The sequence below is a fragment of the Kitasatospora sp. NEAU-69 genome, from assembly GCF_057158765.1.
Window position 1 is genome coordinate 171,442 of record NZ_JBWXUE010000009.1, and the last position, 15,874, is coordinate 187,315.

12 protein-coding genes are annotated in these 15,874 nt (G+C 73.8%); 8 read left to right on the top strand and 4 right to left on the bottom strand.

The genetic code is table 11. From position 1 onward, the window contains the following. Positions 1-616 precede the first annotated feature (616 nt). From AC060L_RS13155 to AC060L_RS13165, 3 genes are all read left to right on the top strand, one after another. Positions 617-1,585 (top strand): PAC2 family protein, encoded by a 969-nt coding sequence (locus AC060L_RS13155; RefSeq protein WP_483798936.1) that lies wholly within the window; start codon positions 617-619, stop codon positions 1,583-1,585. A gap of 147 nt (positions 1,586-1,732) precedes the next feature. After that, the gene (locus AC060L_RS13160) at positions 1,733-2,689 is read left to right on the top strand and encodes an SGNH/GDSL hydrolase family protein (protein WP_483798861.1); all 957 of its coding nucleotides are present in this window, start codon (positions 1,733-1,735) and stop codon (positions 2,687-2,689) included. Positions 2,690-2,793: 104 nt separating this feature from the next. Further along, entirely contained in the window at positions 2,794-3,165 is a 372-nt protein-coding gene (locus tag AC060L_RS13165; RefSeq protein WP_483798862.1) for a nuclear transport factor 2 family protein, read from the top strand. Between the two features lie 63 nt (positions 3,166-3,228). Here the strand turns inward: AC060L_RS13165 and AC060L_RS13170 are convergent, their stop codons facing one another. From AC060L_RS13170 to AC060L_RS13185, 4 genes are all read right to left on the bottom strand, one after another. Continuing rightward, positions 3,229-4,473, bottom strand: a complete 1,245-nt coding sequence (locus AC060L_RS13170; protein ID WP_483798863.1) for a hypothetical protein — start codon at positions 4,471-4,473, stop codon at positions 3,229-3,231. Between the two features lie 83 nt (positions 4,474-4,556). Next, positions 4,557-5,084, bottom strand: a complete 528-nt coding sequence (locus AC060L_RS13175; protein ID WP_483798864.1) for a SigE family RNA polymerase sigma factor — start codon at positions 5,082-5,084, stop codon at positions 4,557-4,559. A 46-nt stretch (positions 5,085-5,130) separates the two neighbouring features. Then, on the bottom strand, positions 5,131-6,528 hold the full coding sequence (locus AC060L_RS13180) for an MFS transporter (protein WP_483798865.1): 1,398 nt from the start codon (positions 6,526-6,528) through the stop codon (positions 5,131-5,133). Further along, entirely contained in the window at positions 6,525-7,214 is a 690-nt protein-coding gene (locus tag AC060L_RS13185) for a helix-turn-helix domain-containing protein (RefSeq protein ID WP_483798866.1), read from the bottom strand. The genes AC060L_RS13180 and AC060L_RS13185 overlap by 4 nt, the downstream gene beginning before the upstream one ends. 133 nt (positions 7,215-7,347) lie before the next feature. Between AC060L_RS13185 and AC060L_RS13190 the strand changes: the two genes are divergently transcribed. The 5 genes from AC060L_RS13190 to AC060L_RS13210 all read left to right on the top strand — a co-directional run bounded on the left by AC060L_RS13190 (position 7,348) and on the right by AC060L_RS13210 (position 15,866). Next, the gene (locus AC060L_RS13190) at positions 7,348-8,667 is read left to right on the top strand and encodes a deoxyguanosinetriphosphate triphosphohydrolase (RefSeq protein ID WP_483798867.1); all 1,320 of its coding nucleotides are present in this window, start codon (positions 7,348-7,350) and stop codon (positions 8,665-8,667) included. Positions 8,668-8,906: 239 nt separating this feature from the next. Then, positions 8,907-10,811, top strand: a complete 1,905-nt coding sequence (gene dnaG, locus AC060L_RS13195; protein WP_483798868.1) for a DNA primase — start codon at positions 8,907-8,909, stop codon at positions 10,809-10,811. 148 nt (positions 10,812-10,959) lie between these two features. Continuing rightward, on the top strand, positions 10,960-12,216 hold the full coding sequence (locus tag AC060L_RS13200; protein ID WP_483798937.1) for an RNA polymerase sigma factor: 1,257 nt from the start codon (positions 10,960-10,962) through the stop codon (positions 12,214-12,216). 69 nt (positions 12,217-12,285) lie between these two features. Continuing rightward, the gene (locus AC060L_RS13205; protein WP_483798938.1) at positions 12,286-14,052 is read left to right on the top strand and encodes an ABC transporter transmembrane domain-containing protein; all 1,767 of its coding nucleotides are present in this window, start codon (positions 12,286-12,288) and stop codon (positions 14,050-14,052) included. Next, positions 14,049-15,866 (top strand): ABC transporter ATP-binding protein, encoded by a 1,818-nt coding sequence (locus AC060L_RS13210; protein WP_483798869.1) that lies wholly within the window; start codon positions 14,049-14,051, stop codon positions 15,864-15,866. The genes AC060L_RS13205 and AC060L_RS13210 overlap by 4 nt, the downstream gene beginning before the upstream one ends. The last annotated feature ends 8 nt before the right edge of the window (positions 15,867-15,874 follow it).

The following is a 15,874-nucleotide window of genomic DNA, read 5'->3' on the forward strand; positions in this document are numbered from 1 at the left end:
TCCGCCGCTCGCGGGTACGCCGGAGCATCGGCCATACGCGGGAGGGGGCGGCCCGACGGCGGGCAGCGCGGTGCCGGAGCGGGCACGGTTCACATGGACCGGTCCGGCGGGGAAGTGCGAGGGGACAGTGTGCGTCCGCGAGATGGCCGTGAGGGGGAAGAGAGCGCGAAGGGAAGCAGGCGGCCAGATGAAGGCAAGGTGCGTGTCGTGGCTGACCGTACATGATGTCGGGACCGGCCCACGACGTGACGGACGACGTGGCGACGACGCGACTGATGCGAGGCAGCGAGAGGACGATACCCGGCTTGGCCCCGCTCGTCACTTCGCGGTGCGCCAACCGTGTGCACCGGCGTGTCGGCGCCCTCCGCCGGGGACCGTCGCAGGGCCTTTGACCTGCGATGACACCGCCCGGTCAGCCGCCGAAAACCGCTCGGCTCGGCGAACCGGTGATGAGATGATCCAGTCCAGGGGGGCGCGAGCGGGAATGTCGGCACCATGCGGCACGCTAATGCTTGAGAACCGCCTGACTGCCGCAGGATGGACCCGGGTGATCGACGCCGATCGATCGATGGGAGCGGCGGTCGGGACCGACGAGGAGAAACGGGTGGGCTGCGCGGTGCGTGATCCCGAGGCGCTGTACGAGCTGGAGCCGCTGGGTGTGGCGGCGGTGTCCGCGGCCAATGCCGCGCTGACCTCCACCGGCCAGGCCGGCGAGGACGAGCCGGCCGGCGGCCTGGTGCTGCTCTACCACTTCGAGGGCTTCATGGACGCCGGGGAGGCCGGCGGCCAGGTGGTCTCCCACCTGCTGGAGCAGGGCAGCCCCGTGGTGGTGGCCCGGTTCGACCACGATCGTCTGGTGGACTACCGCGCCCGCCGGCCCGCGATGACCTTCGACCGCGAGAGCTGGACGTCCTACGACCCGCCGGAGATCCTGCTCCAGCTGGTGCGGGACGCGACCGGCGCGCCGTTCCTGGTGCTGACCGGGCCCGAGCCAGATGTCGAGTGGGAGGCCTTCGCGGCCGCCATCGGCGGCCTGGTCGAGCGCTTCCGGGTGCGCCTCGCGGTGGACTTCCACGGCATCCCGATGGGCGTGCCGCACACCCGCCCGGTCGGTCTGACCCCACACGGCAACCGGCTCGACCTGGCCACCGGCTACCCGCAGTGGTTCGAGCAGGCGCAGGTGCCGGGCAGCGCTCAGGCACTGGTCGAGTACCGCTTGGCCGAGGCCGGCCACGACGTGCTCGGCTTCGCCGTGCACGTGCCGCACTACGTCGCCCGCTCGGCCTATCCGGCGGCGGCGGTGCTGATTCTGGAGGCCGTGACGGCGGCCACCGGTCTGGTGCTGCCCGGCCAGGAGCTGCGGGACAAGGTCGGCGAGGTCTACGCCGACATCGAGGAGCAGCTGGCCCAGGGCGACGGCGAGCTGAGCTCGGCGATCCGCGGCATGGAGGGGCAGTACGACGCCGTGGCCGGGGCGGAGAGCCGGGAGAGCCTGCTGGCCGAGGCGGCCGAGCTGCCCTCGGCGGACGAGCTGGGGCGGCAGTTCGAGAAGTTCCTGGCCGACCAGGAGCGCGAGGCGGAGTAGCGGCGCGGAGCGGCTCTGTGCGGCGTGGCTCGGCGTGGTGAGTCGAGCCCGGGAGTCATTCGCGGACGTCCGTTCGTTGGTGCCGGTATGACTTCGCGGGGTGAACAGGGGACCGGCCGACTGAAAATCGCCGCGTACTGCGTCGGTTTGAGCGCGGCACTCTCGCTGGCCGGCTGCTCGGGCGCCTCCGTGCCGCCTGCCGTCCGGGCCTCGCACGGCTCCTCGGCGGCGCCGACACCCCCGCCCGCACCGCCGAAGGGCCCGTACGCGGCGCTCGGCGACTCCTACACCGCCGGGTTGCAGGTCACCCCGGCCGGTGGCGGTCCGGCCGGCTGTGGCCGGTCCGCGGTCAACTACCCCGCACTGGTCGCCCAGGGCCTGGGCCTGACCGGATCCGACTTCACCGACGCCAGCTGCTCCAGCGCGACGACCGCCGACCTGACGGCGCCGCAGGCGCTCGACGACGGCTCGAACCCGCCCCAGCTGGACGCGCTGAACGGCCGGACCGGGCTGGTCACGGTCGGTATCGGCGGCAACGACGCGGACTTCGTGCACGTCGTCGAGCAGTGCGCGGAGGCGGGGGTGCTGCAGTCGCTGCGCTCCGCGCTCGACAAGCTGGGCAGGTCCGACCCGAGCGCCCAGCCCGCGGACTCGCCGTGCCGGGCCCACAACACGGACGCCGCCGGAGCGGACCGGCTGGACGGCGTGCTGGAGACCGTCGGCACCCGGCTGACCGGCGTGCTGGCGCAGGTCCGGCAGCGCGCCCCGCAGGCCAGGGTCTACGTGGTCGGCTACCCCGCCCTGCTGCCCGCCGATCCGGCGAGCTGCCGGCCGGTGCTGGGCGGCACGGTGACCGCCGGGGACCTGGCGTACCTGGCGGAGAAGGAGCGGCAACTGAACGATGTGCTGCGCACCGGGGCCGGCGCGGCCGGCGCCACCTTCGTCGACACCTACACCCCGTCGATGGGCCACGACATGTGCGCGGGCGAGCAGCAGCGGTGGATCGAGCCGCCGATCCCCGCCGCCGGGCGCGCGCCGCTGCACCCGAACGCGGCGGGGGAGAGCGCGATGGCGGCCGCGGTGCTGAAGACCATCCGGGGCTGATCACGACCCGCGTACCGCCGCAGTGCGCCCGGCGACATGCCCGACTGTCCGCCCCGGGGTTGCCGTGGTTGCGCCAACTGCCTTGATCGGGAGGGACTATGACTATGAATCAGAACTCAGCGCTGGTCCGGGACTACCTGGAGACCGTCTGGATCCAGGGTCGCACCGACCTGGCCGGCAAGTACCTCGCCGCCGACCTGATCCAGCACAACCCCAAGCTCCTGGACGGGAGCGCCGCCCTGGCCACCCTCGTGGACGGCCTGCGCGCCCAGTTCCCCGAGGCCCGCATCGAACTGCTCCGGGTCGCCGCCGAGGGCGACCTGGCCTTCGCCCACATGCACTTCATTCCGGTCCCCGGCCAGCGCGGCCTGGCGGTGGTGGACGTCTTCCGGATCGTCGACGGCCTGATCGTCGAGCACTGGGACGTCACGGAGGAGGTCCCGGAGTCCACGGTGAGCGGGCGCCCGACAGTTTGAGACGGTCCAAGACCGTACCGCCGTGCGCCGGGCCGGAGTTGCGGGTCCGGCGCACGGGGGCGGTCAGTGCAGCCAGCCGGGCGCGGTGGCGATCGCCGTCAACTGGTCCGGTGTGAGTGCCGGCGGGTCGTCGGTGAACTGGTAGCCGTTCGGCCCGCTCCACTCGTCGACCTCGACGCGGGTGCCGTCCGGGTGCAGGGTGTCGCACTGGTAGCCGTTCACGGAGCCGCCGCTCTTGCCGCTGCCACCACCCGGCTTGGACGTGGAGTTCAGCACGCTGGTGCCGTCCGCGGTGTGGGTGAGCGTGCCCCGCGACGCGGCGCCGGCCTCGAAGATCGCGCGCGGTGACAGGGTGCTGCCGCCGCCCTGGTCCCACTGCGGGTACACGGTGATCGAGAGCTGGCTGGTGTGCCCGCCGAAGGTGACCGACATGTGCGCCTTGCCCGGGGTGGTCTGCTCGCCGCTGCCCTCGTCGTGCCGGGCGCCGGCAGGGAGGTACTTGACCGCCTCGGCCAGCATGTCGGCCGGCAGCGGCGCCGCTCCTGCGGCGCCCTGCGGCGGCGCGGGCGGGTTGGTCGAGGTGGTGAACCCGGTGAACACCGGGTCCCAGGCGCTGCTGGTCACCACGGCGGTCAACTTCTCGCCGTCCAGCGCGGGTTCGTCACGGGTGACGGCGCTGCCCGCGCTCGTGGCGTTGTACTCGTCCAGCCGCACCTGCCGGCCGTCCGTGCCGGTGTAGGTCGCGGTCCAGTGGGTGACCGGGGACGGCGGCCGCGGCGCGAACTTGTCGATGACCAGGATCGAGCCGTCGGGCCGAACGGACCGGGTGCAGCTCGCGGTGGGCGTCAGGAACGAGTCCTGGCACTGGGTGCCTTCGCTCCCCGGGCCGATCGGCAGGCCGACCCGGTCGGTGGTGAGGACCATCAGTGAGCCGCCGTGGCCGTCGTCGAGGACGAGGTGGGCCGACGGACCCATGCTGAGTTGGCGGTTGAGGCCGGCTCCGCCCGCTTCGCTGACCGCTCCGGAGGGGAGCAGCGAGGTGAGGAGCTCGACCATCCTCGGCCCGGTGACCGTGGTGGTCCAGCCCTGGCTCGAAGCCGTCGTCGCGCTGCCCGGCCGGAGTTCGCCGACGGCCAGGCCGGCCAGTGCCACCAGCGCGACGCCTGCGGCGACGGCGGTGCGGCGGCGGGCGGTGTGGCGGCGGCTGCGGCGTTCGGCCGCGTCGGCCAGCAGCTCGCCGGGGGTGTCCGGTGCCAGATCGGCTGCGGAGTGCAGCAGTTGGGTGAATCGGTCGTCAAAGGAAGACATCGTGGCGAAGCCCCTGGTCCGTGGTGGTCGAAGTGCCTGACGCTGCGGCGGCTGACTGCCGCTCGGTGTCGCCGAGTGGCCGCTCAGTGCTGCGCGAGCTCGTCCAGTTCCTCGCCGAGCACCTCGCGCAGTCGCGCCAGGGCCCGGCTGCTGCGTGAGCGGACGCCGCTCGGGCTGAGCCGCAGCAGGGTGGCCGTCTCCTCGGGGCTGCGGTCCTCCCAGAACCGCAGGACCAGGACCGCGCGGTCCTGTGGGGGCAGTTCGGCCAGGGCCCGGAGCAGGGCGAGCCGCAGCGAGGGGTCGGGGTCGCTGACCGCCACCTCGGCGAAGCTGTCGGTGACCTGTTCGCTCGCGCTGCGCCGGCGGCGGTGCGAGAGGAAGGTGTTGACCAGCACGGCCTGTGCGTAGCCGGCGGGGTTGTCGAGGCGGGATATCTTCCGCCACTTGCCGAAGATCCGCCCCAGCGCCTCCTGGGCGAGGTCTTCGGCCAGGTGGGCGTCACCACCCGTCAGCAGGTAGGCCGTGCGAATCAGATGACGGCCGCGCGCCGCGGCGAAGTCCCGGAAGTCCAGTGGCTCCGGTGGCGCGGTACTCGGTTGTGAGCGATCCATACTCTGCTAACGCGATGGGTGCGGGACGGCGTCCCAGCGGGGGGCTTCACGCGGCGGGGGCCGGCATCAGCACTCCGGTCGGCAGGTCGCGGCAGTGGCGCAGCGGCGAGAACCAGAGGACGCCCGCCGCGAGCGGGACCGCGGCCGTGGTGAGCCACATGGCGGGGGTCAGGCCGAGGGTGGCGGCGAGGGCGCCGCCGAGCAGGGCGCCGATCGGCATGGTGCCGTAGACGAGGAACGCGGTGCTCGCGGAGATCCGGCCGCGCAGTTCGGGCCTGGTGTAACTCTGGGTGAAGGTGGCGCGCAGCACGTTGCCGGCCACGATGCCGGCGGAGACCGAGAAGCCGCCGGCCAGGTAGCAGAGCATGCCGGGGCCGCGGCCGGTGAGCGGGATCAGCACGGCGAGGCTCGGCAGCACGAGCAGCAGGAGCAGCGTCGCGCGGGCGGTGCCGAGCGCCCTGCCGATCCGGCGGGCGAACGTCGCGCCGAGGATGCCGCCGAGGCCGGCGGCCCCGATCAGGGTGCCGATGACGCTCTCCGGCAGGCCGGCCCGGCCGATCAGGAAGACCACCTGGATCGACTGGTACGCCGTCAGGGCCAGGTTGCCGAGTGCGCCGTAGATGGCGAACGGGCGCAGCCACGGGTCCCGGGCGACGATCCGCAGACCCTCGCCGACCTCGTCGCGCAGCCGCCGCCGCTCGCGTCGCGGCTGCTCGGCCGATGCGCCGGTCGATGCGCCGGCCGGTTCGGCAGCCGGCTCGCGCTGCTTGATCGAGGCGGTGCAGGCCAGCGCGATCAGGAACGTCACGGTGTTCGCGAGCAGGCTGTTGACCGGGCCGAAGACCTGGGCCAGCGTGCCGCCGGAGCCCAGTCCGACGATCCGGGCGGCCGATGCGCTGCCCTGGAGCTTCGCGTTGCCCTCGGCGCGGTCGGCCTCGGCGACCAGGCTGGGCAGGTACGCGGTGTAGGCGGTCTCGAAGAAGACCGCGCCGGTGCCGGCGCAGAGCGCGACCGCGAGCAACTGGCCGTACGTCAGCAGGCCGAGCGCGGCGGCGACCGGGACGGTCAGGTAGAGCAGCAGCTGCACGGCGGCCGCCACCAGCATCACGACCCGCCGGCGCATCCGGTCCACCCAGGCGCCGACCGGTAGGCCGATCAGCAGCCAGGGCGCCCAGGTGGCCGCGGTCAGCGCGCTGACCTGGAAGGCGTCGGCGTGCAGCACGCCGAGCGCGATGAGGGGTAACGCCAGGCCGGTGACCGAGGAGCCGTACTTGTCGGCCGTCTCGCCGGTGAAGAGGAGCCGGAAGTCGCGGTGGCGCAGCAGCAGGCTGCGCCGGCGGCCGGCGGCAGGGTCGAGCACGGTGCCTGCGGTGCCTGCGGTGTCGCCGATATCGGCGGTGTCGGGGGCTTCGGCAGTGTCGGCGGTGTCGGCGGTGGTCGTCATCGGTCGTCCTCGGGCGTCGGTGACTCGGACAGGGGCAGCGGCAGGGGCGGCTCGGCAGGTGACGCGGGCAGCATCGGCAGGGCCTGGAACTGGATCAGTACGGGCTGCGCGTCGGCGGGGACGGGTGCCTCGGGATCGGGGACGTGCCGCTTGATCACCGCCAGCAGCTCGGTGCCGAGTGCCTTGAGCTGCGCGGGCGTCATCCTGACGTCGCCCCAGTCGGACATGTTCCCGGCGCCGACCCACTCGCCGGTGACCGGCACCGACAGCGCCTGGGCGGCTCGGCGGAAGGTCCGCTCCAGGTAGTGCTGCTGGTAGACCGACATGGCCGCGCGGGTCTGCTCGTCCACCGTCAGCTCGCTGAGGTTGAAGACCAGCTTGCGGCTCTTGCGCCGCCACCAGCGCTCGCGCTTGGTGCCGCGCCCCTCCTCCTCCTCGATGTAGCCGTGCTCGGCGAGGTGGCGCAGGTGCCAGCTGACGGTGCCGGTGTTCTCGCCGAGGCTCGCGGCGAGCCGGGCGGAGGTGGCCGGGCCCTGGTCGGTGAGCTGGTCCAGGATCCGCATCCGCAGCGGGTGGGCCAGCGCCCGCAGGCTGCGCGGATCCACGACCCGGGAGTCGGGCGCGTCGGTGGGCTCGGTGCCCTCGGGGCCGTCGCTGTCTTCGGTGTCGTCCGTGCCGTGGTTCATGCTGAGGACTCTATCTTGCAGAGGAGTCTCTGCATAGGACAATCTGCAGAGAGTTCTCTGCATCATGGCCACTGCGCCCATTCGAGCGCGGCACCGGCCATTCGTCGTACCGGCGGCGTACCGTGACAGCTCTATGGACGCCACCACGCCGAACCCGAGCGACGGACCCGTTGACGACCTGAGCCGCACCGAGCTCGCCGAGGCCCGCTGGGTGCCCGAGCCGGACAAGCGCCCCGGCCGCACCGCGTTCCAGCGCGACCGGGCCCGCGTCCTGCACTCCGCCGCGCTGCGCCGGCTCGCCGGCACCACCCAGGTGGTGGCCCCGATGCGCAGCGACTTCCCCCGCACCCGGCTCACCCACTCGCTCGAATGCGCGCAGGTCGGGCGGGAGTTGGGCGCCGCGCTGGGCTGCGACCCGGACCTGGTGGAGACCGCGTGCCTGGCGCACGACATCGGCCACCCGCCGTTCGGTCACACCGGCGAGGAGGCCCTCGACCAGGCCGCCGAGGCCTGCGGCGGGTTCGAGGGCAACGCGCAGTCGCTGCGGATCCTGACCCGCCTCGAACCGAAGCGGTTCGCCCCGCTCGACGAGGAGCCGGCGCGCCTCGCGCCCTGGCCGGGCCGCAGCGTCGGCCTCAACCTGACCCGGGCCGCGCTGGACGCCGCCACCAAGTACCCGTGGGCCAGGGGCGGCCACCCGAGCGACCCGGCGTCCACGAAGTTCGGCGTCTACACCGACGACCTGCCGGTCTTCCGCTGGCTGCGGTCCGGCGCGCCGCAGGGCCGCAAGTGCTTCGAGGCGACCGTGATGGACTGGTCGGACGACGTCGCGTACTCGACCCATGACGTCGAGGACGGCCTGTTCGCCGGCCACATCGACCCGGCGGCGCTGGCCAGCCGGGCCGAGCGGGCCGGGCTCTTCGAGGTCGCCGCGCGGTACGCGCCGGACGCCGAGCCCGCGGAGTTCGACGAGGCGCTGGACCGCCTCCAGGCCGAGGACTGGTGGCCGCGCGGGTACGACGGCTCCAGCCGTGGCCGGGCCGGGCTCAAGGATCTGACCAGCCAGCTGATCGGCCGGTTCTGCCTGGCCGCCGAACAGGCCACCCGGGCCCGCTACGGACCCGGCCGGCTCACCCGGTACGCCGCCGAGCTGGTGGTGCCGCGGCCGGTGCGGCTGGAGTGCGCGGTGCTCAAGGCGGTCGCGGTCCGCTACGTGATGCAGCGCGACGAGCAGGAGCAGCTGCGGGCCACCCAGCGGATCGTGATCGCCGAGCTCGCGTACGTGCTCGGCAAGCGCGCGCCGGAGGGCCTGGACCAGGTCTTCCGGACGATGTACGAGGAGGCCGAGGACGACCGGGCGGCGCAGCGCGCGGTGATCGACCAGATCGCCACCCTGACCGACGCCTCGGCGCTCGCGCTGCACGCCCGGCTGGTCGGCCAGGCCTGGCGCTAGGGCTTGTCTGACAATTCCCGCCGGGCGCGCGACGCCGGGCATCCCGGCTGGACGCACCGGCGAAGCATCCAAGTACGGCCCAGTACGAGGACGCTTCGCCGGCACGCCCAGCCGGGCGCCCAACGCCGCGCGCTATCCGACGCGAATTGTCAGACAAGCCCTAGGCCGGCTGCCAGGCCCGGTGCCAGGCCCGGCGCTGAGGTCGCCGCCGGGCACCCCTCCTCCCGTACACTCGCCGAGTGGCAGGGCGGATCCGGGATGAAGACGTGCAGGCGGTGCGCAGCGCGCTGCCCATCGACGTGGTGGTCGGCGACTACGTACAGCTGACGAACGGTGGCGGCGGCCAGCTGAAGGGCGTCTGCCCGTTCCACGACGAGAAGTCGGCGTCCTTCTACGTCAGCCCGAGCAAGGGCGTGTTCCACTGCTTCGGGTGCCAGGAGAGCGGCGACACGATCTCCTTCCTGATGAAGATCGAGCACTTCTCGTTCGCCGAGGCCGTCGAGCGGATGGCCGCCCAGGCCAACATCACGCTGCGCTACGAGGAGGGCGGCTACTCGCCGCGCGCCCAGCAGGGCGAGCGGACCAGGCTGGTCGATGCGCACAAGGTGGCCTCCGCCTGGTACCAGGAGCAGTTGCAGTCGCCGGAGGGTGAGATCGGCCGCGGCTTCCTGGCCGAGCGCGGTTTCGACGCGGAGGCGGCCGCCCGGTTCGGCGTCGGCTACGCGCCGGCCGGCTGGGAGCACCTGGTCCGCTACCTGCGCGGCAAGGGCTTCAGTGACAAGGAGATCCTGCTCGGCGGGCTGGCCTCGCAGGGGCAGCGTGGCGGGCTGATCGACCGGTTCCGCGGCCGGCTGGTCTGGCCGATCCGCGACGTGGCCGGCGAGGTGGTCGGCTTCGGCGCGCGCCGGCTGCGCGAGGACGACAACGGGCCGAAGTACCTCAACACGCCCGAGACGCCGATCTACAAGAAGTCGCACGTGCTGTACGGCATCGACCTGGCGAAGAAGGAGATCGCCAAGTCCGGCCGTGCGGTGGTGGTCGAGGGCTACACCGACGTGATGGCCTGTCATCTGGCCGGCGTGACGACCGCGGTGGCCACCTGCGGCACCGCGTTCGCCGAGGACCACATCAAGATCATCCGCCGGCTGCTGATGGACACCAGTCAGTACCGCGGCGAGACGGTCTTCACCTTCGACGGCGACGCGGCCGGCCAGAAGGCCGCCCTGCGCGCCTTCGAGGACGACCAGAAGTTCGCCGCCCGCACCTCGATCGCGATCACCCCGGGCGGCATGGACCCGTGCGAACTGCGGCTCGCCCAGGGTGACGACGCGGTCCGCGAGCTGATCGAGAACCCCGTCCCGCTCTTCGAGTTCGCGCTGCGCTCGGCGGTCGCCCGGCACCGGGTCGATGCGGCCGAGGGGCGGGCGGCGGCGCTGGAGGAGGCCGCGCCGATCGTCGCCAAGATCAAGGACCCGTCGATCCGGCACGAGTACGCCGTGCAGCTGGCCGGCCTGCTGGGCATCCTGGACGAGCAGTTCGTGGTGCGCCGGGTCGGGCAGATCGCCCGCTGGCAGCGTGAGTCGCCGCAGCAGGGGCGGCAGGCGCCGCGCCGGATCGAGCCGCAGGCCGTCCAACCGGTCCAGCAGCGGCCGCAGTTCCGCCTCGACCCGCGCGATCCGGTCCAGTTCGTCGAGCGCGAGCTGCTCAAACTCGCGCTTCAGCATCCGGAGTTGGTCAGCCCGGCGTTCGACCAGTACGGCGAGGAGGAGTTCCCGGCGCCGCCGTACGCGGCGGTCCGGCGGGCGATCGGCAAGGCCGGCGGCACGCTCTTCGGGACCGGGCTGCCGGACTTCGTCGGGGCCGTCCGCGAGGCTGCCGAGAACGACCAGGTGCGTTCGCTGGTACTGGAATTGACGGTGGAGCCGATCCGCACCCGGCGCAAGCCGGACGAGATCTACGCGGGCGAGTTCCTGGTCAACCTGCGCCGCGCCTCGGTGAAGCGCCGGGTGGACGAGGTCCGCGGGCACCTGCAGCGACTCGGGAACCGGGCCACCGCCGAGCAGTTGGCGCCGGTGCAGCAGGAGCTCTGGGCGCTCCAGCAGTACGACGACAACCTGCGCACCCGGGGCGCTGCCGGGCTCTGAGGCACGGCGCTGCGGGCGGACCCGGGCAGCGGCCACGGAAAATCACCGCACGGCTCTCGGCGCCGGAGTGTGGCGTACCCCACACTGAAGGGGCATCAGTCCGTCGGATTGCGGGCCCGCCGGCCCGCGGAGGTGGGCCCCTTTGGAGATGGCCAGAGCGCCCGAGCAAGCGCCTGCCGGCGCGCTCGTGCCCGAGCTTGAGCCGCTGCTCGTGCCCGAGTTCGAGCCCTTGCCCGATCCCGACTCCGACCCCGGGCCCGGCGTGGAGCCGACCGGGGGCCCCGGGGCGGACCCCGGACCAGGACCCGGACCAGGGGGCGACCCCGCCGCGTCGGAGCTGGAGCAGGACCCGGAGCTGGAACAGGAGCTGAAGCAGGAGCTGGAGCAGGAGCTCCGCCCGGTCGCGCTGCTCGACGAGCCCACCGGCCCGGCTGCCGACCTGTTCCGCCAGTACCTGCACGAGATCGGCCGGATCCGGCTGCTCTCCGCGGCCGAGGAGGTCGAGCTGGCCCGCCAGGTCGAGGCCGGGCTGTTCGCCGAGGCCCGGCTGAACGAGCGCGGCCTGCCGGGCGGCGAGCTGTCCGCAGCGCCGTCCGCCGGCCCGTCCGCCGGGCTGTCCGCCGGGCTGTCCGACGAGCAGGTCCGGCTCGCCGACGAGCTGGACCGCCTGGTGGTGCTCGGCCGGATCGCCAAACGCCGCCTGATCGAGGCGAACCTGCGGCTGGTCGTCTCGGTCGCCAAGCGCTACATCGGCCGCGGGCTGACCATGCTCGACCTGGTCCAGGAGGGCAACCTCGGCCTGATCCGCGCCGTCGAGAAGTTCGACTACACCCGCGGCTACAAGTTCTCCACGTACGCGACCTGGTGGATCCGCCAGTCGATGAGCCGCGCGCTGGCCGACCAGGCGCGCACCATCCGGGTCCCGGTGCACGTGGTCGAGCTGATCAACCGGGTGCTGCGGGTGCAGCGCCGGCTGCTCCAGGAGCGCGGCAGCGAGCCGACGCCCGCCGAGGTCGGCGTGGTGCTGGAACTGACCGAGGTCCGGGTGCGCGAGGTGCTGCGGCTGGCCCAGGAGCCGGTCTCGCTGCACACCCCGGTCGGCGAGGAGGACGACGTCGCGCTCGGCGACCTGATCGAGGACGCCGACGCCGCCTCACCGGTGGAGAGCGCCGCCTTCCTGCTGCTGCGCGAGCATCTGGAGGCGGTGCTGGCCACGCTGGGGGAGCGCGAGCGCAAGGTGGTCGAGCTGCGGTACGGCCTGGTGGACGGGCGGCCGCGCACGCTGGAGGAGATCGGCGTGCTGTTCGGCGTGACCCGGGAGCGGATCCGGCAGATCGAGTCCAAGACGCTCGCGAAGCTGCGCGACCACGCGTTCGCCGACCAGCTGCGCGGCTATCTGGATTGACGATCACTTACTAGAGTCCGCAGTGTGACGATCGTACGTACAGAATCGGACAGTTCGCGGCCCGGTGACGTGCCGCGTCCGCCGACGCCGACGCCGACGCCGGCGCCGCCGGCCCCGGACACTCGCAGCGCCCGGCGCTACCTGTGGTGGCTGATCACCAGCCAGCGCGGCCGGGTCGCGGCCGGCGGGCTGCTCGGCAGCCTGTGGATGGTCTGTCTCACGCTGCCGCCGTACCTGCTCTCCCGGGCGATCGACCAGGGCCTGCAACCCGGCGACACCCGCGCGCTGTTCGGCTGGACGGCCGCGCTGCTCGGCGTCGGCGTGCTCAACGCCCTGCTGGCCGGTCTGCGCCACCGCACCATGACGCTGGTGCGCACCGACGCGCTGCTGCGCACGGTCGACGCGGTGGTCCGCCAGGCCGTCCGGCTCGGCGCCACGCTGCCCCGCCGGGTCACCGCGGGCGAAGTGGTCACGATCGGCATCTCCGACGTCCGGACCATCGGCATGGCGCTGACCCCCACCGGCCCCGGCGTCGGCGCGGTGCTGGCCTACCTGGTGGTGGCCGCGCTGCTGCTGCGCATCTCGGCGCTGCTGGCCGTGCTGGCCCTGGTCGGCGTGCCGCTGCTCGCGTTGCTGGTCGGCCCGCTGCTCGGCCGCCTGATCGGGGCCGAGACCGTCTACCGCGGCCGGCAGGGCGCGCTGGCCGCCCGGCTGGCGGACCTGGTCGGCGGACTGCGGGTGCTGAACGGCCTGGGCGGCAAGGAGCTGTTCGCCGACCGCTACCGGCGCGAGTCGCAGGAACTGCGGGCGCAGGGCTACCGGGTCGGCACGGTGACCAGCTGGATCCAGGCGCTCGGGATCGGCCTGCCGGCGCTCTTCCTGGCCGCGGTCACCTGGCCGGCGGCCCGGATGGCCGCTCAGGGGCAGATCACGGTGGGCCAGCTGGTCGCCGTCTACGGCTACGTCGCGGTGCTGGTGGTGCCGGTCTCGGCGCTGATCGAGGGCGGTTACGACATCAGCCGCGGGCTGGTCGCGGCCGCCCGGGTGGTGCGGTTCCTCGGGCTCGAACCCGAGTCGGCGGCGGGCAGCGCGCCGGCGCCGGCCGGACCGGCGGTGCTGGACGACCCGGAGACGGGCGTGCGGCTGGTGCCGGGCAGCTTCACCGCGCTCGTCGCCGCCCGCCCGGCGGACGCGGCGGCGGTGGTGGAGCGGCTCGGCCGGTTCGCCGAGTCGGCGGCGAGCTGGGGCGGGGTCCGGCTCGGCGAGATCTCGGCGGCCCGCGTGCGCGAGCGGATCCTGGTCGCCGACAACGAGGCCGACCTGTTCGCCGGACCGCTGCGCGAACTGCTCGCCGGGCGCGGCGAGCCGGACGAGCCGGCGATCGCGCGGGCCGTGCACGCGGCCGTCGCGCAGGACGTGCTGACCGGCCTGCCGGACGGGCTGGACACGCTGATCGAGGCGCAGGGCCGCAACCTGTCCGGCGGTCAGCGCCAGCGACTGCGGCTGGCCCGGGCGTTGCTGGCCGAGCCCGAGGTGCTGCTGGCGGTCGAGCCCACCTCGGCGCTCGACGCGCACACCGAGGCCGCGCTGGCCGAACGGCTGCGCGCGGCCCGGGGCGGCCGCACCACGCTGGTGACCAGCACCTCCCCGCTGCTGCTGGAGCGGGCGGACACCGTGTACTTCCTGGTGGACGGCGAGCCGGCGGTCGCCGGCACGCACCGCGAACTGCTGCGCACCGAACCGGCCTATCGCGCCCTGGTCGCCCGCGGCGCCGGCGAGCCGACAGACCGTATGTCGTCCGGGAGTACGTCGTCCGAGAGTGGGGTGCTCCGATGAACCGTCACCTCCCGATAGCCACCCCGCCCGTCACCCGCCGGGCCGCACTGCGCCTGGTCCGGCTGGACGGTTGGGCGTTCGCCGCCGTGCTGCTGCTCAGCGCGCTCGCCGCGGCGACCGGCCTGGCCGGTCCGTGGCTGCTCGGCCGGATCATCGACTCCGTCAAGGCGCACGGCGGCACCGGCCCGGTGGACCGGCTCGCGCTCGCCCTGCTCGGCTGCACGCTCGTCCAGCTGCTGCTCTCCCGGTTCGCCCGCCTGCTGGCCCACCGCTTCGGCGAGCGGACGGCCGCCCGGATCCGCGAGCAGTTCCTCGACCGGGCACTCGCGCTGCCCGCCGCGACCGTCGAGCGGGCCGGCACCGGTGACCTGACCACCCGCGGCACCGCCGATGTGGACGCCGTCGCGGCGACGCTGCGCGACCTGGGCCCCGACGTGCTGATCGCGCTGGTGCAGGCACTGTTCATCCTGGCCGCCGCGCTCGCCGTCGACCCCCGGCTCGGCGCCTGCGGGCTGCTCGGCCTGTTCGGCATCACGCTCGCCACCCGCTGGTACCTGCGCCGCGCGCCCGCCGCCTACCTCGCCGAGGGCGCGAGCAACTCGGCGCTCGCCGAGATGCTCGCCGCGACCGCCGGCGGCGCCCGCACCGTCGAGGCGCTCGGGCTCCAGCGGCAGCGCCTGGCGGTCAGCGGCCGGGTGCTCGACACCGCCAGGACGGCCCGGCTGCGCACCCTCTTCCTGCGCAACGTGCTCTTCCCGATCGTGGACACCTGCTACGCACTGCCGGTGGTCGGCGTGCTGCTGCTCGGCGGCCTGCTGCACGCGCGCGGCTCGGTGAGCCTGGGCGCGGTGGTCTCGGTGGCGCTGTACCTGCGCCAGCTGGACGGGCCGATGGAGGCGGTGATGTTCCGCGTCGAGGGGCTCCAGAGCAGTATGGCCGCGTTCGCCCGGGTGGCGGGCCTGGCCCAGACCGACGTGGGCCTGGCCGACACCGATGCCGACGCAAGCGCCGACCGGCGTGCGGGCGTTCCGGCCGACGACCGGATCGAGGTGGCCGACGTCAGCTTCGCCTACGACGGCGCCGGCGCGCCCGACGTGCTGCACCGGGTCAGCCTGACGGTCCGCCCCGGCGAGCGGCTCGCGCTGGTCGGCCCGTCCGGCGCGGGCAAATCGACGCTGGGCCGGCTGCTGGCCGGTGTCGAGGCCCCGCGCAGCGGCTCGGTGACGGTCGGCGGTGTGCCGATCGCCGAGCTGGACCCGGATCAGCTGCGCCGCCAGGTGGTGCTGGTGACCCAGGAGCAGCACGTCTTCCTCGGCACGGTCCGGGAGAACCTGCTGATCGCCGCACCGAACGCCACCGACGCCGAGCTCACCCAGGCGCTGGCCGCCGTCGGCGCCGACTGGGCCGACGGGGCGGAGGGGTCCGACGGGCCGTCGGCCGGGCTGGACACCGAGCTGGGCCCCGCCGGATACCGCCCCGACGGTGCCCAGGCCCAGCAACTCGCGCTGGCCCGCGTGCTGTTGGCCGACCCGCACACGGTGATCCTGGACGAGGCGACCGCGCTGCTCGCCCCCGCCACCGCCCGGCACGCCGAACGCGCCCTGGCCGCCGTGCTGTCCGGCCGCACCGTGATCGCCATCGCCCACCGCCTGCACACCGCCCACGACGCGGACCAGGTGGCCGTCCTGGCGGACGGCCACCTGGTCGAACTCGGCCCGCACGACCAGCTGGTGGCCGACGGCGGCGCGTACGCGGCGCTCTGGTCCAGCTGGCACGGGGGAGCGGCGGACGGGCTGCAGCCCGACGGACCGTAGCCCGACGA

Bases quoted from the DNA above. Each gene is read 5' to 3' on its own strand.
- AC060L_RS13165 (WP_483798862.1), top strand. From the start codon at position 2,794: ATGAATCAGAACTCAGCGCTGGTCCGGGACTACCTGGAGACCGTCTGG.
- AC060L_RS13170 (WP_483798863.1), bottom strand. From the start codon at position 4,473: ATGTCTTCCTTTGACGACCGATTCACCCAACTGCTGCACTCCGCAGCC.
- AC060L_RS13175 (WP_483798864.1), bottom strand. From the start codon at position 5,084: ATGGATCGCTCACAACCGAGTACCGCGCCACCGGAGCCACTGGACTTC.
- AC060L_RS13180 (WP_483798865.1), bottom strand. From the start codon at position 6,528: ATGACGACCACCGCCGACACCGCCGACACTGCCGAAGCCCCCGACACC.
- AC060L_RS13185 (WP_483798866.1), bottom strand. From the start codon at position 7,214: ATGAACCACGGCACGGACGACACCGAAGACAGCGACGGCCCCGAGGGC.
- AC060L_RS13190 (WP_483798867.1), top strand. From the start codon at position 7,348: ATGGACGCCACCACGCCGAACCCGAGCGACGGACCCGTTGACGACCTG.
- AC060L_RS13200 (WP_483798937.1), top strand. From the start codon at position 10,960: ATGGCCAGAGCGCCCGAGCAAGCGCCTGCCGGCGCGCTCGTGCCCGAG.
- AC060L_RS13210 (WP_483798869.1), top strand. From the start codon at position 14,049: ATGAACCGTCACCTCCCGATAGCCACCCCGCCCGTCACCCGCCGGGCC.